The sequence below is a fragment of the Streptomyces sp. LUP47B genome (genome assembly GCF_001746295.1).
Lineage (GTDB): Bacteria > Actinomycetota > Actinomycetes > Streptomycetales > Streptomycetaceae > Streptomyces.
On the sequence record NZ_MJAH01000016.1, the window covers coordinates 21903 to 41447 of the forward strand.

A 19545-nucleotide genomic window follows, 5' to 3' on the forward strand; every position below is an offset into this window, starting at 1 on the left:
CGATGTGGGTACAAGGCCCCAGTGAATTAGGAGTTGCGACGCCCTGTGACCGCCGGCGAGACCTGTGCGCATCCTTCGTCTCAGGCTGCTTGCCTGGCTAGCCTGCGCAGGGCCCGCACGGCAGGTGATCCGGGGTCGGCCGTCATCAGGACGACCTCCTGGTCGTCCTCGGGCACGAGCAGGACGTCGCAGTTCAACCGCAGCGCGCCGGCCTCCGGGTGGTCCAGGGTCTTGGTGCGGTGCCCGGGAGCGTGGACCGGATGTGCCTGCCAGATCTGCCGGAACTCCTCACTGCCGTCGTGTAGTTCGGCCAGCAGGGCGGCCAGCTGCGGGTCATGCGGGTAGCGGTCGGCGGCCCGGCGCAACCGCGCCACCGCGATGTGCCCGGATTCCTCGGCGCTGGAGCTCTCGTACGTCCGCCCCTGGCCCAGGAAGCGGCGGCGGGCCAGGTTCGTCGTCCCGTCTCCGAGGTCGGCGCCGAGCAGTGCCTGGGCCAGGGGGTTCCAGGCGACGACGTGGTACGCCGCGTCAGTGACGATTGCACCGGTCTCCGGCAGCCGGTCCAGCATCCGGGCCACGTGCGGGCGCACCCGCCGCACGGCGCTGATGCCGGGCGGCGCGCTCGAACCCGCCAGGCGGAACAGGTGGCTGCGCTCGGCCGGCGTGAGCCGCAGCGCGCGGGCCAATGCGTCCAGGATGCGGGCCGACGGCCGCGGTCCCCGGGCCTGCTCCAGCCGCGTGTAGTAGTCGACCGACATGTGGGCGAGCTCCGCCACCTCTTCGCGGCGCAGGCCCGGTGTGCGGCGGGCGGTGCCCGTCTCCGTCAGGCCGATCTCGTGCGGACGCAGGGCCGCCCGGCGGTCCCGCAGGTAGTGGGCCAGCTCCTGCCGTGCCATACCGCCTCCTCCCACTGCCTGGTACAGACTGTCCCTGGCAGGGCGCCTGCGACCAGGGAAGCGTGGTTGCCATGAACGAACGCACAGCTCTGGTCACCGGTGCCAACAAGGGCATCGGCAAGCATATTGCCCGGCTGCTCGCCGCCGAGGGCCTCACCGTGTACGTGGGCTCCCGCGACCCCGGGCGCGGGCAGCGGGCCGTCGAGGAGATCGGCGCCGGGGCCCGCCTGCTGGTCCTCGACGTGAGTGATCCCGACGGCATCGCACAGGCCGCGGCTCAGGTGGACCGCTTGGACGTGCTGGTCAACAATGCCGGCATCTCGCTGTCGCTCGCCCCGCCGGCCGGCACCGGCGTCGAGGAGTTCCGGCGCACGTACGAGACCAATGTGTTCGGGGTAGTGGCGGTGACCAATGCCTTCCTGCCCGCCCTGCGCCGGTCGCCGCGCCCGCGCATCGTCAACATCTCCAGTGGCACCGCGTCGCTGACCTGGAGCACGAATCCCAACCCCCAGTTCATCCCGGGAAGCGGCGGCGCCGCCGCCTACCGGTCGTCCAAGGCCGCCCTCAACGCCCTCACCGTCCTGTACGCCCAGACGCTGGCCCAGGACGGCTTCAAGGTCAACGCGCTCGCTCCCGGCCTGCGGGCCACTGATCTGACTCCCAGGGCCGCCGCTGCCGGCGGCGACCCGGCCGAGGCCGCCCAAGGTGCTCTCCGCCTGGCCCTGCTGCCGGACGACGGCCCCACCGGTGGCTTCTTCTCCTGGGACGGAACCCCCGTGCCCTGGTGACCAGTCATGGGAGGCGTCGGGGGCGGGTGCCCCAGCGGTGGGTGACCCATGCCCGGCGGATCAGGCTGCGGACGGTGATGATCGTGTCGGCAAGGTCGAAGAAGGCGTTGATCACGGTGGCGCGGCATCGTAGCAGCGGGCGAGCCGGTGGAAGGCGTTCTGCCAGGCGTGGGTGCGCTCGACATGCCAGCGCCGGCTCGCCTGGATTCGGCGCCTTCTCACCCTTGTGCGCGATGCGGCCGTGCAGGCTGCGCGCGCCGAGTTCGGTGCGGGTCCTGTCCGAGTCGTAGCCGGCATCCAGGTGCACGGCGACGTCGTCGGGCAGCGGTCTCAGGTCGTCCAGCAGGTCCAGGGTCGGAGCGAGCAGCGGGGAGTCGTGGCGGTTCGCTCCGGCCAGGACCCGACCGAGCGGGATTCCGTAACCATCCGTCATGCCCGAGCGTTTCAAGCCCTGTTTACCGCGGTCGACAGGTGAGCGGCCGGCGACCTCGCCGCCGCCGGGGGCCTTGGTGAGGGACCCGTCGACGGCGATCTGGTCGAGCACGAGCCCGACGATCCGGTCGTAGGACTCCAGCGCGATCTGCTTGAGCCGCGCGAAGGCGCCGAGCCGGATCCACTCATCGCGGCGGTTGCGGATCGTGGTCGCCGAGCAGGTCGTGTCGGCGATCGCCTGGTAGGAGCAGCCGAACCGCAGCAGTTGCAGCAACTTGTCGAACACGATCCGGTCGCTGATACGGCGGCGGTGGCAGCCCAACGGGTGGGCCGGATCGACCGTAGGACGCTCGGGCAGCAGCGCAGCGAACTGGTCCCAGAGCGGGTCGGTCAGCCATGACGGCAGGACGGGCACAGCCTCCCCCAGTGATCACAGAGCGTCGCAAACTCCATGATCACCGGAACCTGCGCCCGCCTTGCTGCCAGGGCTCCCCACGCCGCCTATCTGCGCGAGTTCTAAGTCGTCGGTCCTTGAGGTGGGCTGCGGTACCGGTCAGGCGACGCGCTCCCTGGCAGCGCTTGGATGCTCAGTGACCGCCATCGAGCCGGGCCTGGAAATGGCTGCACTCGCTCGCCATCGGATCAGTGCCTGTGTCGGGTCCTTGCATGACAAGTCGAGTGGTCCGTTGATGCAGTTCAGGGGCTCGTCGCTTCGGGTGGATCCACCCGAAGCGACGGCTGGGCCGCGCGTACCGCCCGCCGTACGGTGGTCGTATGGGCAGGGACGGGGTGCCCTGGTTGCGTCTGGTCGTCGTCGCGGTGGATGGGGGCGGGCCGAGGTCGGCAGAGGCAATGCATGGCTGGACTACGTTGCTGCCTTGTCAGGCGCTGACATCCGGCGCCTCGCCGTCGAGTTGGACAGCGAGAGCAGCCAGCACCGTGACATCGCTGAGGGAAGACGGAGCTGACGACGCCGGCGTTGGAGAATCGGCTGGATGCGTATGTCACCGCCCTGATGGCCACGCTGGGCTGAGCCAGAGCAACCCGCGGCGCGTGCCCGGCGGCCGAATCCAGCAGTCGAGCCGACCGCACACCCGCACCGGGGTACCCCGAGTACCGGCAGGCTCCCGGCCGACAGCCCTGCGACGTCTCCGAATCGAACGGCAACATCACTCGCCGTGACGACTCCCCGTGATCGCTGACAGATCCGCGAAGTGGGCATCGTAGGGCGATGTGAGCTGGGACCACTTGGACGGTGGAGGTGGGGACGTGGTGACGGCTGCGAGGGCGTCCTCAGGTGACCTCGCCGAGATCTTCATTGAGCCGTGCCGCGGCTTCGGCGCTCGACGGCCGGCTCGCGACAAGCCGGGCCAGGTGTGCTTCAAGAGCCTCAAGTTGCTCGGGCCCCATATGCGCCGCCCAGCGTTCGCGCACCTCGTCGAAGAGCGAGGCGCCGAGCGTCATCATGTCGTGGCCGCGGTCGGTGACCTGGAGCCGTTTGAGGCGGCCGTCGCTCGGGTCGGGCTCCCGTTCGACGTATCCGAGCCTCTCCAGTGCGGCGATCGTCCTGGCGGCGCCCTGTTTGGAGACCGAGAGCCGACGGCCGAGCGCCGAGGCCGTGTCCGCTCCCTCGTCGATGGCGCGCAGGGCGAACTCATGCGATGCGCGCACGCCCGGGTGCCCGCGGTGCGCCAGTTCACCGTGCACGTCGTCCACCATCGACTGGAAGCCGCCGAGAAGCAGCAGCGCGAGTTCAGCGCCCGGTGAACGTGCCATGCGACGAAGCATACGAGAAAGGAAGGTCGACAATCACGTTGTCGACCCGTAGATTGACAACTATGTTGTCGATCGAATCCAGGAGAACGACGGACCCCATGACCGGCGGCGCCACCATCCCGGGCGTCGAACACCACCAGGTCAGCGTGAACGGGACCGAACTGCACTACATATCGGCCGGGACCGTCGGCTCTCCCATCATGCTGGTCCACGGCTTCCCCGAGACCTGGTGGGTCTTCCGCAAGCTGATTCCCCTGCTCAGCGAGCACCACCGCGTATTCGCCCCCGACCTTCGCGGCTTCGGCGACTCCGCCACCGCGACCACAGCGCACGACAGTGTGACCGCGGCCCAGGAACTGAGCGAACTGATCGCGCGGCTCAACGCGGGCCCCGTCCACCTCACGGGCCAGGACATCAGCGGTCCCACCACGTTCCGCGTCACCGCCACACGCCCCGACCTCGTGCGAAGCTATGCAGCGATCGAGACCGGGCTGCCCGGGTTCGGTGTCGAAAGACTTGCGGACGTCGCACACGGCGGTGCCTGGCACATCGGCGTGCTCGCCGCCCCTGGCATCCCCGAAATGCTGCTCGCCGGCCGAGAACGGGCATTCCTCGCGCAGTACGCGATCCCGTCGCTCTGCGTGGCCCCTGACGCGTTCACCGACGACGACATCGACGAACTCGTCCGCTCCTACGCACGCCCCGCCGCGTTCAACGGTGCGGCCGGACTGTATCGATCGATGCTCCGCGAAGGCGACGAAATCCGCCAACTGGCATCCCGGAAACTCACCACCCCCGTGCTCGCCGTCGGCGGCAGATCGGGAGAGTTCACCCCGGCGACCCTGCGCCAGGTCGCCGAGGACGTCAGCGCCCTCTCCCTCGACGGGATCGGCCACTACGCGGCGATGGAAGCCCCCAACAGGCTCGCAGACGGCCTCCTGTCCTTCTACGAGAAACTCGACAACCTGGAGTAACGCGGGCCGGCCCACGATCACATCCACCCTGGCACCGCAAGACCCGAGGTGGGGCCGCTGAACGCCGCCCTAGCCACTCTTCCCCTTCCCCCTGCTTCACGATCAGGTGAATGGTGGTGTCGTGGCCAAGTTGATCCGACGCGACGGCAGTGAAGTCGTCCCGGCGAACCCCTGAAGGTGGACAACAACTACGGGGTGACCTTCATCGAAATGACGGAACCGCCCTGGGGAGACGACGGCACTGGGTACTACTCGCCGGGCAAGGTCCGGATTCGGCGGGCATGGGGCGAGACCGAGGACGTCTCCGTCGACCGAGTCCGGTGCGGTGTGCACCCAGAACCGTTTGACGAGGACGAATGGTGAGGACCACGTCCGTTCGGTTCAGCGTCAGTGGACGCTGAGCCGAACGGAAAGCCAGTTTCCCACCCATCCAATTACACCGTGACCTGCAGAAAGAGGATGTGACACAGCTTCTGAGAGCCGGTGGCGCAGCGGCCGGGACGGGGGAGTGGTACTGCCGTTCCTACCCGTGCGGCTGGCGGCCGGTGTACTGCCGAGGGGATGATCGGATCAGCGGGGGACGCGGCGGGATCGTCGACCGTGGGCATCTGACGTTCAGCGCTTGACGTGCGGCGATGGCTCCCGCGCTTTCGCCGCGCATCTCGTGTTCGCCTCGAAAGCCGGCTCCGATCGCGCAGAACGGACACCGTCATGACCATGGCCTACCTCGCACAACCCGAGGAGCAGCAGAAGCTCGAATGGCTGGACGGCGGGCAGTTCGCCGTCCTTTTGGACAGTGCGGCCACCGCCGGCCAGTTGACCGTCGGACGGTTCTCCGTCAGCAAGGGGGAGGCACCGCCGTACCACACGCACACCCGTGAGGACGAGGTCTTCATGCTGATCAAGGGCAGTGCGCTCCTGTGGTGCGACGACCAGGAGATGGAACTCTCGGAGGGAGGCATCGTGTTCCTTCCCCGCAACGTCCCCCACGGCTACCGGATCACCTCCGACACCGCCGACCTGCTGATGATCGCCACCCCCGCCGGCATCGAAGGCATGTTCCGCCACGCCGGACGGGACCTGTCGACCCCGCGTCCCGAAGGCTTCGAGATCTCACGGGACCTCATGGCCGAAGCGGCCGACATGTACGGCCAGATCATCGTCGGGCCGCCGCGCTGACCGTCGGCGGGTCCACAGCGGTCCCCCTACCTTCCCATCGGAACGACGAAAGGGCACCACCATGTCCCGGCAACAGCGCCAGGCCCTCGACGAACTCCTGCGGCACGGACCGCTCGACCTCGGAGGCGATGTCGCCGAAGCGCGTGCCGTCTTCCACGGCATGATGACGTCCATACCGCTGCCCCCCGACGTCTCCACCAAGGAAGGCGAGTTGGGCGGTGTACCCGTCGTCACCGTGGCGACTCCGGACAACGACCCGGCGACCGTCGTGCTGTACCTGCACGGCGGCGCCTACGCCATTGGTTCTGCGGCCGACGCAGCGGGGCTGGCCGGCGATGTCGCCCGCCGCACCGCCTCACGCGCCGTCTGTGTCGACTACCGGCTGGCTCCCGAACACCCCTTCCCCGCCGCCGTCGACGACGCCCTGGACGTCTACCGCGCCCTGCTGGACGATGGCATCCCCAGCTCCACGATCGCTTTCGTCGGTGAATCGGCGGGCGGCGGTCTCGCCGTCGCGACCCTGCTCGCCGCCAAGGACGCGGGATTGCCCCAGCCCTCGTCGGCCGCGGTCTTCTCCCCGTGGGCCGACCTGAGCGTGTCCGGCGACAGCGCGGTCGGCAAAGCGGCCGTCGATCCCGCGCTGACCCCGGAAGGCCTGCGCACACGCGCCCGCGACTACCTGCGCGACACCGATCCCACTGCGCCCCGGGCCAGCCCCGTCTTCGCCGACCTGACCGGCCTGGCGCCCCTGCTCATCCAGGTCGGCTCGCACGAGATCCTGCTGGACGACGCCGTACGGCTGACAGCCCGCGCCGCCGAGCACGACGTCCACGTGGAACTGCAGGTCTGGCCCCAAGTGCCGCACGTCTTCCAGGCGTTCGCCCCGATGCTCGACGAAGCCGATGCCGCACTCGACGCCGCCGCCGCGTTCACCCGCGCGCACTGGTCCACCGGCGCCACCACCGACACGTCCGGTGAGGCCCTGCGGGCCGGGGCGAGGTCGTGACCCACCACGGGCGGGCACGAGGAACGGTCGAGTAAAGACTCCGTTGTACGGCAGCGGAAGCACCCTGCGGTCCAGGACATCTGGACGACGATGAGCTGCATGGCAACGACGAACTACTTCGGCGTCGCGCTGCGGGGCTGGCGTGAGCGTGTGTCACCGCGGGACACCGGGCTGGAGGCGGACGGGGACCGGCGTATCCCCGGACTGCGCCGGGAGGAACTCGCCCGGCTGGCGGGCTTGTCGGTCGACTACGTGGTCCGGCTGGAACAGGGCCGCGCTCGGCACCCCTCGGCCCAGGTGGTCACCGCGCTGGCCAGAGCGCTGCTCCTCGACACGTCCGAGCGTGACCACCTGTTTCGCTGCGCCAACCTCGCGCCGCCCTCCGCCGGGAACGTCTCCCGTCACGTGCCCGTGCGGGTGCAGCGGCTGGTGAGCCGGTTGGGAGAAAACCCCACCGCGGTCTTCGCGGCCGACTGGACGCTCATCGGCTGGAACGCGATGTGGTCCGCCACGGTCGGCGATCCCCGCACGTACGGTTGGGAGGCGCGCAATCTCGTCGACGGGATGTTCCGGTCGAGGGTCGGACGAGGGCGGGAACCGATCGCGGGCTGGCCCGTTCGGTCATGGGAGGGCGACGAGGTCGAGGAGGAGGACCTCGTCGCCGACCTGCGCGTGACAGCGGCCGCCCATCCCGAGGACGCGCGACTGGCGGCCTTCGTCGACCGCCTGCTGCGCAGCAACCCGCGCTTCGCCCGCCTGTGGTTCAACGGCAGCGCCCGCACCCACGTCGGCGACCGCAAGACCGTCGAGCATCCCCAAATGGGAGACATCGCGCTCGACCTCGATGTCCTGCTGGCCGCCGGCACCGACCTCAGGATCGTCACGTACACGGCGGCGGCCGAGACGACCGACGCGGAGAAACTGGACGCGCTGCGCGCTGCCTGTCCCTTACCGAATGGGAGCCCGGTGGGGATCGTTGCGTGAGCGGCTTGATGCTGCGACGGAGTGCGCCGCAGAGCTGGCGCGGACGGCCCGCCTGGCAGCTGATCGACGAGAGCTGTCGCTTGAGGCGTGAACGTGCCCGAGTGATAGAGGGTCGTCGGGATCTGCCGCGCTGGTCAGACGGCTTGTGGCAGCACGTAGCCGTGGGCAATGTCGCGGCGTTCGGCCGGGCGGGCCTTCTGGCGGGTCAAGCGGCGGCTCATGAGCGTGATGCAGACCCAGGTGATGAGTGCTTCGCTCATCTCGGGGAGGCGTTCGTGGTCGCGGCAGTGGCGGCGGGCCCTCATTTGATCCACGACCAGGATCGTTCAACTGCCCAGCGGCGCGGCAGAACGATGAAGCCCTTGGTGTCCGGCGGGCGGCGGACTGTCTTGACGGTGATGTCGAGGTACTTCTTCGCCCAGGGGATGAGTCCGTTCTTGGCGTAGGCGGAGTCGGCCCAGACGATGGCGATCTCCGATCTCCGGGTGCATCAGCGCGAGGCGGAACAGTAACTCCCGTGCGACCAGGGAGTCTTGGGCGTCATACCAGAAGCTCGACCGCGACGTCCGTGAGCCCCTGCTCGACCCAATCGCCGAGCGCATCCGCACGCGGATGGGCGACCGGGCATCACGCCGTTACCTGAGCGTCCTCCGTGTCGGCCAGCGCGCCGAGTGAGCCCAGGGTGAAGGACCTGCCGAATCAGCGGCACGGACCCACCGCACTTTCATGCCTGCCTGCCGAAAACGCCGTGGGTTCCCGGTGAAAGCACCTCAGTCACGCTGAACCCACGGCCGACGTGCCGGTAAGAACCGTGTCATCAGCCGCAAAAGAAGCAGCCAACACTGACCTGGGCGACATGCGGGGTGCTGGCCTGGGGGTTCGCCGGGGGCGGTCGCAGAAGCGGGTAGAACGCCACACGGAACCCAAACAGGACCGCGAGCGGGACGACCTGGTACAGCCGGTACGGTGCGCGATGCGGCGAGGGTGGTGTGGGACGGTCAGGTGAGGATGTTCTCGCGTACGTCCCCGGTGCCGGCACGGATGATCCAGGATCCGTCTTCCTGACGATCGGAACGCCGCTTGAGACGGTTGATGTCGGTGGAAGCGGGCCATGTGGTGCCGTCCGACCACCTGACTCCGGTCGGCTTGATGTCGTCCTCGCGCACATCCGCGTCGCTAAGGTCGTCCGCGGTGAAGTCGTCCATGAGACTCGCCAGGGATTCCTCGCCAACTGCCACTGGCGCGCCGACAGCCTGCGTGTACTCGTTATTGATGATCTGCAGGCACCGACATTGGACGTAGTTGAGGACGAGGTCGCGGTCGCGGTCGAGGTCGCGGGCGAGTTCGAAGGCGAGGTCGCGGGCGACGGCGAGGTCACGGGCGAGGTCACGGGCGCGGGTGACCGCGCCCGCGAAGGCGCGGGCGAGGGCGCGGTCGAGGTCGCGGGCGACGGCGAGGTTGCGGTCGAGGTCGCGGGCGACGGCGAGGTCGCGGGCTAGGTCGAGGTCGAGGTCGCGGGCGACGGCGAGGTTGCGGGCGAAGTCGCGGATGTGGTCGAGGTCGTGGGCGAGTTCGAGGGCGAGGTCGCGGGCGCGGATGGAGATGTCGTTCCAGTTCCGTACGACATGCAGCACGCGGCTCGCAGCCGCCACGCGTGGGTTGCTGCGCAGCTTCAGCCGCTGGGCCGGACTGGCCTGCCACCTGCTAGCGGGCGTCCGCAACATCCGAACCGTCCTGAGTTTAGGCTTCGTTCGGTGGAGACGTTCTGGATCACCGCCCTGTCCGTCCTATGGGGTTCCAGCACCGGCCCGCTCATACCGCGAGCCGCGTACCGGCTCTCTGTGCCGCCGGAGGAACCGTGGCGGACGGCCTGCCCGGCAGGGCACCGGCTCGACGGGATGGGGAACGGGTGGCTGGGGCGGGCCCGCTGCACCAGCGGGGATACGTTCGGGCCGAGCACGCCCGCCATTACCTTGGTGATGACCGTGGTCTGCGCCGTACTGGCGGCCGCCGTTGGGACCCGTCCCGAGTTGCTGGTGTGGCTGCTGCTCGCCCCGATCGCCCTGCTCCTCGCCGCGGTCGACTTCGCGGTGCACCGTCTTCCCGACGTGGCGGTCCTGCCGCTCACGGCGTCCGCGCTCGCCGGACTCGGAGGGGCAGCGCTGTTGCCCGGTGCCGGCGGCAGCTGGAGGACCGCGCTCCTCGGCTCTCTCACGCTCGGCGCCTGCTACTTCGTGCTGTTCCTGATCAACCCCAGAGCCTTCGGGTTCGGCGATGTGAAACTCGCCCCGGCGCTCGGGGCCGTCCTGGGCTGGTACGGCTGGGGCATCCTTATGATCGGCACCTTCGCCGGGTTCCTGTTCGGCGCGCTGTACGGCGTCGGCCTCATCCTCGCGCGCCGCGCGGGACGCAAGACGACGATCGCGTTCGCCCCGTTCCTCCTGGCCGGCGCGTTCCTCGGCATCCTCTTGGGCTCCCGCACCCAGTGACTACGGCACGACGCGTGCGTCAGTCGCACTCGGTCGGGGGTGGGGCAGTGGAGAAGGGAACATCTCCAGCGTCCACGCGACGTCGGCGGGGCCCTGGGCGGGCCGGCCCCACCCGCCTCCAACAAGCGATCCAGAAGTCCAGTTCGCCGACCGGCAAGCTCTCCGCCCACGCGATGTACGCCACCGTCTCGTGGTCCGCGCCGCCAGTGTGCCGCAGCGTCGTGCTCGTCAGTGCCTCGATCGATGCAACGTGCATCTCCCGCGTTGAACTTCCTATGCGCTCAGCTGTAGGAAGTCCCGAACAGCCCGGACTTGCTGGTGGGTAACCAACTCGCCCCGCAGGTCATCGAGGGCTTCCGACGGACGTGAGGAGTTGAGAGTGACGTTCTGGGTGAAGGCGTCCGTCGCAACGGCGCAAGCAGCGTCCAGGTCACCCAGCCGGAGATGGGCGCGAGCGGTGCGGGTGAGATAGAGGACGTAGTCGCGTGCGTATCCGTCTGCCGAGTATTGGACATGGCGCGCCTGCTCGAAGTGGGTCAGGGCGCGGCGAGGGTCGTCGAGATCGAGTGCGGAGGATCCGGCAAGCATCTCGATTTCGCCCGGATTGAGCCAGTACGACCACGACGGGTCGTCGTCGTGGGGGCCGCGGGCGTATTCGGTCCGTGCTGCGTCCAGCTCCCGCCAGCACCCGGTGCGATCGCCAGTCTTGGACAGAGCCCGGGCGGCACGGGCGTGGAGCATCGACTTCACGCGCGGGGTGGAGCGCCGCACGGTGGCGTCCTGGGCGGTGCGGACCAGGGCGACGGCGTCTTGGGGGTTGCCCTCGGAATAGACCTGGATCGCCATGAAGGCGAGGGTGTTGGCGCCGACCTGGTGGTCGCCGGCACTCGCGGAGGCACGTAGCGAGGTGATGTAGAAGCGCTGGGCGCGGGCGTGGCGTCCGGAGTCGAACTGGAGCCAGCCGCACATACGGGCGGACTCGGCGAGCAGGGACAGCAGACGGTGTTCGAGCGGTCCGTGCTGCCCGGTCTGCTTGGCGAGCCCCTCAAGGAGGTCGTACTCGGCTACGGCTGTCTGGCGAAGCCGGGCGCCACCGAGGACGTCGTCGAGGCGGCGCAGGTCGTCCAGGCGCTGCTCCAGAGTGTCCAGCAGGGCCCGGGTGAGGCGGGGGTTCGTGGCAGAGGCGCCGGCCGGGACATCGGGTACGGCTTCGGCCGGTTCGTTGAGTGCGAGGCTCCAGCTCGTCGCCAAGCCGGTCAGTGCGGCTCCGCTGGAAATGAGAAATCCCCGTCGATCCTGCATGGAGCCTCCCCGAGTGGCAGCGGCTACTGCTGTCACGGTACCCGCCAGGGTCCAGGGGCTGTCGAGAACGGGACGGTCATCGGGAAAGGCCAGCAGCAGGAAATCCGGCCAGCCGAGCTCAGTGACGGCCTCCCGGGGGATGCCGTGGAGACGGGCCATGGCGTAGCGGGCAGGCAGCTCGGGGGAGTTGACGCCATTCTCCCAGCGGGAGACCTTCTGTCGGCTCTTGGCCATCCGGCCATAGCCGAGGGCCCAGTGCACGTCGTCGAGTCGGTCGAGGTACCCCTCGCCGGTCAGCCCGAGCTCGGCGCGCAGAGCGGCCAGCGGGTGAGGTAACAACTGGTCGGACATCGTGGCTCCCCCTCGACACGCACTCCCTGATGCTCCGTCACGGTAGCCAGTCGTCCACGCGCTGTGCAGAACTTCGGCACACGGTCCGCAACACCTCCGCAACAGCCCTTTTCTTCCCGGCTGTGGGGTGCGAGCGGTGACATGAACGCCAACCCCCTGATCCCCAGGCGAGGAGGGAGTGCCCATGCCCGATCCGAAACCGCCGCTGGTCTCCGTGGTCGTCAGCGCCCGCGGAAACACCCGAAGTGTACGGAGCCTGCTTGATGCCCTGGCCCAACAGACGCTGGCAAAAGCGCAGTTGGAAGTCGTCGTCGTGGACAACGACCTGCCCGGGCCCGTCAGGCCGATCGCGGACGCGGTCCGTGACGGCGACTGGCCATTCACCGTACGGGTGCTGTACGAGCCCACCCCCGGGTTGAGCGCGGGCCGCAACCGCGGGATCTGCGCTGCCCGCGGCACGTACGTCGCCATCACCGACCCCGACATCACCCCCGAACCCGGCTGGCTTGAGGCCCTCGTCGCCGCGATCGAGGAGGAGAAGGTGTTCGCCGTTGGCGGCCGTACTCACGTCACCTACCCGGGCGGTCAGGTCACGGCGCTGACGAAGGCGCTGCGCGAGTGCCACGGCGCGGTGGACTGGCCCGAACGGCGCGTGGTGGCCGTGTGGCCGTACTGGGTCACCGGCTGCAACCTGCTCTTCGAGAGGCAGACCGCGCTCGATATCGGCCTCTTCCGCACGGACCTCGGGCGCCGGGGCCGGTGGATGGGGGACTGCGAGGACCTGGAGTTCATCGACAGGGCCCGACAGGCGGGCCACCAGACCCTCATCGAGCCGGCCGCTATCGCCTCGCACCCGGTCTACCGCCCGGAAACGACGCTGCGCTACTTCGTCCGCCAGGGCGCCGGGCACGGCGTGTGCGTCGCCCGGATGCACCTGAGCGTGACAGTGGAGCCCGCCGCGATCCAGGCCGGCCGCGAAGCCGTGCACGCCGCCGTCATCAACCTCGCCGCGGGTTGGACTTTCCTGGACCGCTCCCGCGCGGTCGAAGCCGCCCGTGACCTGGTCCGGATCGGCGCCTATCACCTCGAACGCGGCCGGCTTCGGCTGCTCGGACGACGCCCTGTCGCCCTTGCCCAGCACGCCCCCATGAAGGAGACCCACGCATGGACGTGATCACCACCACCGGACTGTCCGCCGCCTCTGCCCTCCTGGGCGCCGAGGTCGTCGAGCGCAAGGGCGCCGGCCACCCCGACACCCTCGCCGACGGTGTGGCCGAGGCGATCTCCCGCGCCTACAGCCGTTACTGCCTGGCGGAGTTCGGGGCGATTCTGCACCACAACACCGACAAGACGTCCCTGCTCGGCGGGGCCGCCGACGTGCGCTTCGGACACGGCGAGCTCACCGCGCCCGTCCAGGTCCTGGTCAACGGACGCATCACCGCCGCGCTCGGCGACCACGCCATCCCGGCCACCGACATCGTCACCACCGCTGCCCGCGGCTACCTCGCGAGCGCGCTGCCGCTGCTCGACGCCGAACGGTGGGTTCAGGTACGGACGCGACTGACGCAGGCCTCAAGCCCTGGAGCCGTCAGCGACCCGGCCACCGCCCAGCGGGAAGCCTCCCGGCAGCGGTGGTTCGCCCCGCGCACCCTGGACGACCTCGCCGAACGCCACCGACTGTTCAGCAACGACACCTCGGCCGGGGTCGCCTCCTGGCCGCTGGGGATCGCCGAGCAGCTTGCCCTCGGCATCGAGGAGCACCTGACGAGCGAGGCGTTCCGCGCCCAACACCCCTACTACGGCAGCGACATCAAACTCATGGTCGTCCGGCACGGCCCGCGCGTGCAGCTGACCGCCTGCATGCCGCAGATTGCCCGCGAGACCCCGGACCTGGGCACCTACATCGCCCGCCGGACCCTGGCCCGCGACCTGATCACCGAGCTCGCCGGGCGGATCGCGCCCGAGCATCAGGCCACCGTCTGGATCAACACCCGCGACGACGACAGCCGTCCCGAGCTGTACCTGACGGCAACCGGCTCGTCGATCGAGTCCGGTGACGAAGGCGTCGTCGGCCGCGGCAACCGCTCCAACGGACTGATCAGCATGCTGAGGCCGTGGTCCGCCGAGGGCGTCTCCGGCAAGAACCCCGTCTACCACGTCGGCAAGCTCTACAACCTGGCGGCCGCCGAGGCCGCACGCCGGCTGCATGAGGAGACCGGGCTGGAGTGCGCCGTCGCACTGGTCTCCCAGTCCGGCCGGGACCTGACCGACCCCTGGCAGGCGATCGTGCAGAGCTCCGGGACCAACCCCATCGATGCTGGATGCGTCCGGCGAGTGATCGCCGACGTGATGGAGGACCTGGGCATGCTGCGTGAGCAGCTGCTGGACGGAAAGCTGGCCACGGCATGACCGCCGCCCTCACCGATGCCGCCGCACGCGTCGTGCCCTGCCTCAATCCGGCGACCCTCTCCGGCCTCCCGCTGCCGCAGTTCCTCGCCCTGGCCGCGGGCGCCGGATTCCCCACGGTCGAGGTCTCCATCCAGCAGGCCCAGGCCTGCGGCCCCGGACCGTTACGCGAGCTGCTCGCCGAGTTGGGCGTGAGCGTGGCGGCCGCGAGCGGCATCCTGCCCGCCGGGCCTGTCCTGCCCGCCCCGCTGCTGGTCGACCCGGACGCCTACGACGCGTGCCTGATCGGTCTGGACGAACGGCTGAAGGTCATGGCCGCGCTGGGCTGCACCGTCGCCACGACCGTCCTCAACCCGCGCTCCCGGCTCGAGACTGCCAAGGCGCGGGGCCTGGCACGGCAGCGGATCACCTACCTCGCCACCGCGGCCGCCGCATACGGCGTGCGGCTCGCCGTCGAGGCGGTCAGCATCCACACCGGGCTGCCACCCGAGCTGGACGGCACGCATCCGGTCGCAGGCACGCTGCCCCAGCTCGCCGAACTCCTCGACGACACCGGCACGGACAGTGCTGGGCTGCTGGTGGATTCATTCCACTGGGCAGCCGCCGGCGCCGACCCGGTCCACCTCACCGCGCTCGGTTGTCGCATCACGCATGTGCAGATCGCCGACATCCCCAACGGCCGCACCGCAGACGAACTCACCGACGACCACCGTCTGTTCCCCGGCGACGGCGCGCTGGCCTGGCCATCCTTCGCCGACGCCTTGACCGGGGCCGGATACGCCGGCCCGGTGAGCGTAGAGCTGTTCAACCCCGACCTGCGGGCCCTGCCCGCAGGCGAGATCGCCCGCCGGTCCCACCACGCAGCCACCCACTGCTTCACCCTCGCGGAGGCAGCCCGATGACCCCCACCACCGGGCGGCCGTGGCGGCTCGCCGTCGCCGGATGCGGCGCCGCCGCCTTCGGCCTCCACCTCCCCCTGCTCACAGCGTCTGGCGCGTTCGACGTGATTGCCGTCGCCGACCGCGACCCCGCCCGGGCCCGCACCGCGCAGACGCAGTTCGCCGTGCCCCGCACCGCGACCCGCATCGGTGACCTCCTGGCCGACGCCGACGCGCTGGTGATCCTCACCGGCGTGCACGACTCCCTGATCGAGGAGGCCCTGGACGCCGGCGTCCACGTCATCACCGAGAAACCGGTCTGCCTGGACGCCGTCCGCACCCGCAAGCTCGCCGCCCGGGCCAAGGACGCAGGTCTGCTGCTGGAGGTCGGTGCCATGCGCGCCCACGACCCGGCCGTGCACGCGGCTCTCGCCCACGTGCCCGAGCCCACCGGTGGCTGGCTGGTCAAAGCCGACGGCGTCGACGAAGCCACCCGCCGCCGCCTGCTCCCGCCCGGCTTCGCGCCCTACACCTTCGCTCAGGACCCGCCCCAGCCCGTTCCCGAGCACCTGGAGGCACACCAGGTGACGGCGCTGCAGATCCTGCTGTGGCAGGGCTACCACCTGCTGACCGCACTCGTGCTGGCCGTCCCCGGTATCACCGCCGGCGCGTGCCGCCTCGATCCCGCCGGGCAGTCCCTCCACGCGCTCACGGAAGGACCCGCGGGGGAGCCGTTCACCCTGGTCATCCGTGCGAGTCCAGCCGGGGTCTTCCGCGAACAGATCCACCTCGCCGACACCGCCGCGGCCGCCACCATCGACTTCGCCCGCCCCTACGAGCCGACCACCAGCACCCGGCTCACCACCGCCGACGGCACCACCAGCGGCTTCGGCGACCCGTTCACCGCCATGTGGAATGCCGTCGACGCCCGCCTGTCCGGGCAGCACCCCGCCGACCTGCCGACCAGCGCCGACCTCGCGCTGCGCGTCGAGGACCTCGCCCTCGCCCTGGCCGGCCTCGCCCGACCCGGCATCCGCACACGGAAGGAGATCTGATCGTGGCCCACGACGCCCCCGTACTGGTCCTGGACGGCCCGCCCGGAGCGGGCAAGACCTCCCTGCTCGCCCGCATGGTGTGCGCCCTGGGCGACGACACCGTCTGGTTCAGCGAGCCGAACGCCCGTCTGTCCTGCGGCCTGTCCGCGCCCGTGCACCCCAGCCCGGCCGGACACTCCCTGTGGTTCCTGCGGCACGAGCTCGCCAAGGCCCGCGCCATGCGCCGCCTGGCCACCGACGAGGCAACCCGTCTGATCATCTCCGACCGCAATCACCTCGGCGCACTGGCCTACTGCTACGCGACCCGGACCGAAGACTCCCTGCCGTACCGCACCGCCCGCGACTTCTACGCCCGCCGCATCGCCCCCGAACTCCCGCAGACCGTCCGCACCGCGATCCTTTTGGTCAGCCCCGAGCAGAGCCTTACCCGCCGGGGCAAGGTCGCCGAACTCCCCAGGTGGAAGCAGTGGTTCGACGAAGGACTCCTGGAGCGGCTGCACACCTTCTACACGGACATCGCGCCCACGCTGTGCCCCATCCCACCGGCGATCATCGACACCGACGGAGCCAGCCGAGAAGCGGTCCTCGCACAGGTCGCCGGTGTGCTCACGGACGCGGGCCTCGACCAGATGGCGCGGCGCCTCACCTCAGCACCCACGCCCACCGCGCGGCCGGCGCTGGACGAGCAGTTCGCCGACACCTACACGCAACTCGGAGGGCTGGAAGCCTTCGGGCACCCCTTCACCTCGGCGTTCGAGCACCGCGGCGGCACCGTCCAGCTCTGCCAGCTCGGCGCCCTGCACCGCGATGAGGACGGACACACCCGGCTGTGGAACCCGCTCGCCACCTCCGACAGGAGGGCCGCCTGATGAGCCGCACCACCCCCTGCGTCGTCGGCATCAACCTCGGTCACGACGGCGGCGCCGCCCTGATCACCGACACCGTGATGGTCGCGATCAGCGAGGAGCGCCTCAACCGCACCCGCTACAGCCCCGGCTTCGAGGCCTCCCTGCTGTACTGCCTGCGCGCCGCCGGCCTTACCCTCACCGACGTCGACCTGATCGCCGTCAGCGGCATCGGCCGCACCCCACCCACCCGGACCGAGACCGGCCTCGCGCACCTCGGCATCGACCGCGAACAGATTCTCCCGGTCGACCACCACCTCAGCCACGCCTACACCGCCTACTGCCTCAGCCCGTACGAGGAAGCGACCGTGCTGGTCGTCGACGGCGGCGGCAACAACAACGACACCGAGACCTACTACGCCGCCACCCCCGACGGCCTCGAACGCCTGGGCGGCAACCCGCCAAGGCGGCCTCGCGCTGGCGGGATCGGCGCGACCTACGAAGCGTTCACCAACTGGCTGGGCTGGCACGAGCAGGAGGCCGGCAAGACCATGGCGCTCGCCTCGTACGGCGACCCGTCCCTGTACCTCGCACCGCTCTTCGACGTCGCCGACACCCAGGTCCACGGACGCCTCACTCGTACCCACGCTTCCGGCATCGCCGACCTCGCCGCACGGACCGGCTTCGACTTCGGCCCATACGACAGCCGCGGTGCGCACGAACTCGCCACGAACGCGGCCGCATACGTCCAGGCCGAGACCGAGCGCGTCCTGTGCGCGCTCGCCGAGCAGACCATCGCCGCAACCGGGCTGGGCAACCTGTGCTTCGCCGGCGGCGTGGCCCTCAACTGCGTCGCCGCCGACAAACTCCACCGCCTGGACCCGGTCACCGGCTACTTCGCCCCACCCGCCGCCAGCGACCGCGGTCAGGCCCTCGGCTGCGCCCTGTACGCCTGGCACCGGCTCACCGCAGACCTGCCCCGGCGACCCCTGTCCAGCGACTACTTCGGCCGCGACTACACAAGCGAGGAGATCGAGCAGGCTTTGCGCCGGGATCCCCGCTCCGGGCTGGTCGAGCGCCGCCGGACGCCGTTCACGTGGCGTCGCGAGAGCGACATCGCCCACGCAGCCGCCCAGATGATCGCCGAAGGGAAGATCATCGGCTGGTTCCAGGGCGGCAGCGAACTCGGACCCCGCGCACTGGGTGCCCGCAGCATCCTCGCCGACCCCCGCACCACAGCCAGCTCACACGCCCTGAACGAAAGGATCAAGCACCGCGAGGCGTTCCGGCCATTCGCACCGAGCGTCCTCGCCGACCACGCCGGCGCCTGGTTCGATCTCGACCGGCTCAGCCCGTTCATGCTGCTCGCCCCGCCCGTACGGCCCGACCACGCTGACAAGATCGCCGGAGTCGTGCATGTCGACGGCACCGCCCGTGTCCAGACCGTCGACCCGGCCGCCGCGCCCGCCTACGGCGCGCTGATCGAGCACTTCCACCAGCTCACAGGCGTGCCCGTCGTCCTGAACACGTCTTTCAACGACCGCGAGCCCATCGTCGAGACTCCCGCCCACGCGCTCGCCACTTTCCAGGCGGGCGATCTGGACGCCGTGTGTATTGGCGAATACCTGGTCGAGCGGTCCTGACCGTGCTCTGGTGGCTGCCACACTGGAGGGCATGACGACCTCCACTCCGCCGCTGAGGGAAGCCGCCCGCGCCATCCTCCTCGACGCCGACGATCGCGTCCTGCTCCTCGGCTACGACGACAACGGCGGCTTCTGGGCTACGCCCGGCGGCTCGCTGGAGGACGGGGAGGACCACACCGAGGCGATGCTCCGCGAAGTAGGCGAAGAGCTCGGCGTCGACGAGGAGGCAGTCGAACTCGGACCCCAGCTCGCGGAGCGGAGCAAGAACCACTTGGTCGGCGGCCACGAAGTCCGCCAGGTCGAGAAGTACTTCCTCATCCGGGTCTCCGCGGGCGACGTTGATCCAACCCGCGCCACGCAGCCCGACAACATCCGGGAGCACCGCTGGTGGAGCATCGCCGACTTGCGGGCCACCGCTGAGACGGTCTACCCCCTAGGCCTCGCTGATCTGATTGCGGCCGTCACTGAAGGGCGTGTCCCAAAGCGGCCCATCGTCCTGTCCTGAGAACTCACCCGTCCCGATGGGCGTACGCCGTGAGGA

Annotated in this window: 19 protein-coding genes and 2 pseudogenes; 14 read left to right on the forward strand and 7 right to left on the reverse strand. The window is 69.9% G+C overall.

Features of this window, described 5'->3' with window-relative positions; all coding sequences use genetic code 11:
- Window positions 1–80: 80 nt before the first annotated feature.
- Window positions 81–896, reverse strand: a complete 816-nt coding sequence (locus BFN33_RS37860) for a helix-turn-helix transcriptional regulator (protein WP_069764741.1) — start codon at window positions 894–896, stop codon at window positions 81–83.
- A 71-nt stretch (window positions 897–967) separates the two neighbouring features.
- On the opposite strand from BFN33_RS37860, the gene BFN33_RS37865 reads away from it, so the two are divergent.
- Window positions 968–1684 carry an SDR family oxidoreductase gene (locus tag BFN33_RS37865; RefSeq protein ID WP_069764742.1) on the forward strand — a complete coding sequence of 239 codons (717 nt, stop codon included), beginning with the start codon at window positions 968–970 and terminating at the stop codon, window positions 1682–1684.
- A 4-nt stretch (window positions 1685–1688) separates the two neighbouring features.
- Here the strand turns inward: BFN33_RS37865 and BFN33_RS37870 are convergent.
- Window positions 1689–2531, reverse strand: a pseudogene (locus BFN33_RS37870) (IS5 family transposase).
- 106 nt (window positions 2532–2637) lie between these two features.
- Between BFN33_RS37870 and BFN33_RS50550 the strand changes: the two are divergent.
- Window positions 2638–2763, forward strand: a pseudogene (locus BFN33_RS50550) (class I SAM-dependent methyltransferase); the annotation flags it as partial.
- A 646-nt stretch (window positions 2764–3409) separates the two neighbouring features.
- Here BFN33_RS50550 and BFN33_RS37875 read toward each other — a convergent pair.
- Complete coding sequence (locus BFN33_RS37875; protein ID WP_256122975.1) at window positions 3410–3892, reverse strand: MarR family winged helix-turn-helix transcriptional regulator; 483 nt, start codon at window positions 3890–3892, stop codon at window positions 3410–3412.
- A 98-nt stretch (window positions 3893–3990) separates the two neighbouring features.
- Here BFN33_RS37875 and BFN33_RS37880 point away from each other — a divergent pair, with 98 nt between their 5' ends.
- The 4 genes from BFN33_RS37880 to BFN33_RS37900 all read left to right on the forward strand — a co-directional run bounded on the left by BFN33_RS37880 (window position 3991) and on the right by BFN33_RS37900 (window position 8035).
- On the forward strand, window positions 3991–4866 hold the full coding sequence (locus tag BFN33_RS37880; protein WP_069764744.1) for an alpha/beta fold hydrolase: 876 nt from the start codon (window positions 3991–3993) through the stop codon (window positions 4864–4866).
- A gap of 717 nt (window positions 4867–5583) precedes the next feature.
- A complete protein-coding gene (locus BFN33_RS37890) occupies window positions 5584–6045 on the forward strand; it encodes a cupin domain-containing protein (protein WP_256122976.1) in 462 nt (153 codons plus the stop codon).
- Window positions 6046–6106: 61 nt separating this feature from the next.
- Complete coding sequence (locus BFN33_RS37895) at window positions 6107–7051, forward strand: alpha/beta hydrolase (protein WP_069764747.1); 945 nt, start codon at window positions 6107–6109, stop codon at window positions 7049–7051.
- A gap of 99 nt (window positions 7052–7150) precedes the next feature.
- Window positions 7151–8035, forward strand: coding sequence for a helix-turn-helix transcriptional regulator (locus BFN33_RS37900; protein WP_069764748.1), 885 nt, complete (start codon window positions 7151–7153; stop codon window positions 8033–8035).
- A gap of 134 nt (window positions 8036–8169) precedes the next feature.
- Here BFN33_RS37900 and BFN33_RS51495 read toward each other — a convergent pair whose 3' ends face one another.
- From BFN33_RS51495 to BFN33_RS53405, 3 genes are all read right to left on the reverse strand, one after another.
- Window positions 8170–8349: a hypothetical protein gene (locus BFN33_RS51495; RefSeq protein WP_088245471.1), complete on the reverse strand. Its 180-nt coding sequence runs from the start codon at window positions 8347–8349 to the stop codon at window positions 8170–8172.
- Window positions 8337–8507 (reverse strand): transposase, encoded by a 171-nt coding sequence (locus tag BFN33_RS55640; protein ID WP_088245475.1) that lies wholly within the window; start codon window positions 8505–8507, stop codon window positions 8337–8339. Before BFN33_RS55640 ends, BFN33_RS51495 begins: the two co-directional genes overlap by 13 nt.
- 526 nt (window positions 8508–9033) lie before the next feature.
- Window positions 9034–9687: a hypothetical protein gene (locus BFN33_RS53405; protein ID WP_176742558.1), complete on the reverse strand. Its 654-nt coding sequence runs from the start codon at window positions 9685–9687 to the stop codon at window positions 9034–9036.
- Window positions 9688–9789: 102 nt separating this feature from the next.
- Here BFN33_RS53405 and BFN33_RS37915 point away from each other — a divergent pair, with 102 nt between their 5' ends.
- Complete coding sequence (locus BFN33_RS37915) at window positions 9790–10524, forward strand: A24 family peptidase (RefSeq protein ID WP_069764750.1); 735 nt, start codon at window positions 9790–9792, stop codon at window positions 10522–10524.
- A gap of 273 nt (window positions 10525–10797) precedes the next feature.
- Here BFN33_RS37915 and BFN33_RS37920 read toward each other — a convergent pair whose 3' ends face one another.
- On the reverse strand, window positions 10798–12177 hold the full coding sequence (locus tag BFN33_RS37920) for a hypothetical protein (RefSeq protein ID WP_069764751.1): 1380 nt from the start codon (window positions 12175–12177) through the stop codon (window positions 10798–10800).
- Between the two features lie 184 nt (window positions 12178–12361).
- Here BFN33_RS37920 and BFN33_RS37925 point away from each other — a divergent pair, with 184 nt between their 5' ends.
- The 7 genes from BFN33_RS37925 to BFN33_RS37955 are packed head-to-tail and all read left to right on the forward strand — an operon-like array spanning window position 12362 to window position 19509.
- Window positions 12362–13351 carry a glycosyltransferase family 2 protein gene (locus BFN33_RS37925; protein ID WP_069764752.1) on the forward strand — a complete coding sequence of 330 codons (990 nt, stop codon included), beginning with the start codon at window positions 12362–12364 and terminating at the stop codon, window positions 13349–13351.
- On the forward strand, window positions 13342–14586 hold the full coding sequence (locus BFN33_RS37930; RefSeq protein WP_069764753.1) for a methionine adenosyltransferase: 1245 nt from the start codon (window positions 13342–13344) through the stop codon (window positions 14584–14586). The genes BFN33_RS37925 and BFN33_RS37930 overlap by 10 nt, the downstream gene beginning before the upstream one ends.
- A complete protein-coding gene (locus BFN33_RS37935; protein WP_069764754.1) occupies window positions 14583–15485 on the forward strand; it encodes a sugar phosphate isomerase/epimerase in 903 nt (300 codons plus the stop codon). The genes BFN33_RS37930 and BFN33_RS37935 overlap by 4 nt, the downstream gene beginning before the upstream one ends.
- Entirely contained in the window at window positions 15482–16516 is a 1035-nt protein-coding gene (locus BFN33_RS37940) for a Gfo/Idh/MocA family protein (protein ID WP_069764755.1), read from the forward strand. The genes BFN33_RS37935 and BFN33_RS37940 overlap by 4 nt, the downstream gene beginning before the upstream one ends.
- A gap of 2 nt (window positions 16517–16518) precedes the next feature.
- Complete coding sequence (locus tag BFN33_RS37945; RefSeq protein ID WP_069764756.1) at window positions 16519–17385, forward strand: AAA family ATPase; 867 nt, start codon at window positions 16519–16521, stop codon at window positions 17383–17385.
- Window positions 17385–19004 carry a carbamoyltransferase C-terminal domain-containing protein gene (locus BFN33_RS37950; protein WP_069764757.1) on the forward strand — a complete coding sequence of 540 codons (1620 nt, stop codon included), beginning with the start codon at window positions 17385–17387 and terminating at the stop codon, window positions 19002–19004. Before BFN33_RS37945 ends, BFN33_RS37950 begins: the two co-directional genes overlap by 1 nt.
- Before the next feature lie 31 nt (window positions 19005–19035).
- Window positions 19036–19509: an NUDIX hydrolase gene (locus BFN33_RS37955; RefSeq protein ID WP_069764758.1), complete on the forward strand. Its 474-nt coding sequence runs from the start codon at window positions 19036–19038 to the stop codon at window positions 19507–19509.
- Window positions 19510–19545: the final 36 nt, after the last annotated feature.

Coding starts and splice junctions, on each gene's coding strand:
- BFN33_RS37860 (WP_069764741.1), bottom strand. CDS start 896: ATGGCACGGCAGGAGCTGGCCCACTACCTGCGGGACCGCCGGGCGGCC.
- BFN33_RS37865 (WP_069764742.1), top strand. CDS start 968: ATGAACGAACGCACAGCTCTGGTCACCGGTGCCAACAAGGGCATCGGC.
- BFN33_RS37875 (WP_256122975.1), bottom strand. CDS start 3,892: ATGGCACGTTCACCGGGCGCTGAACTCGCGCTGCTGCTTCTCGGCGGC.
- BFN33_RS37880 (WP_069764744.1), top strand. CDS start 3,991: ATGACCGGCGGCGCCACCATCCCGGGCGTCGAACACCACCAGGTCAGC.
- BFN33_RS37890 (WP_256122976.1), top strand. CDS start 5,584: ATGGCCTACCTCGCACAACCCGAGGAGCAGCAGAAGCTCGAATGGCTG.
- BFN33_RS37895 (WP_069764747.1), top strand. CDS start 6,107: ATGTCCCGGCAACAGCGCCAGGCCCTCGACGAACTCCTGCGGCACGGA.
- BFN33_RS37900 (WP_069764748.1), top strand. CDS start 7,151: ATGGCAACGACGAACTACTTCGGCGTCGCGCTGCGGGGCTGGCGTGAG.
- BFN33_RS37920 (WP_069764751.1), bottom strand. CDS start 12,177: ATGTCCGACCAGTTGTTACCTCACCCGCTGGCCGCTCTGCGCGCCGAG.
- BFN33_RS37925 (WP_069764752.1), top strand. CDS start 12,362: ATGCCCGATCCGAAACCGCCGCTGGTCTCCGTGGTCGTCAGCGCCCGC.
- BFN33_RS37930 (WP_069764753.1), top strand. CDS start 13,342: ATGGACGTGATCACCACCACCGGACTGTCCGCCGCCTCTGCCCTCCTG.
- BFN33_RS37935 (WP_069764754.1), top strand. CDS start 14,583: ATGACCGCCGCCCTCACCGATGCCGCCGCACGCGTCGTGCCCTGCCTC.
- BFN33_RS37940 (WP_069764755.1), top strand. CDS start 15,482: ATGACCCCCACCACCGGGCGGCCGTGGCGGCTCGCCGTCGCCGGATGC.
- BFN33_RS37950 (WP_069764757.1), top strand. CDS start 17,385: ATGAGCCGCACCACCCCCTGCGTCGTCGGCATCAACCTCGGTCACGAC.
- BFN33_RS37955 (WP_069764758.1), top strand. CDS start 19,036: ATGACGACCTCCACTCCGCCGCTGAGGGAAGCCGCCCGCGCCATCCTC.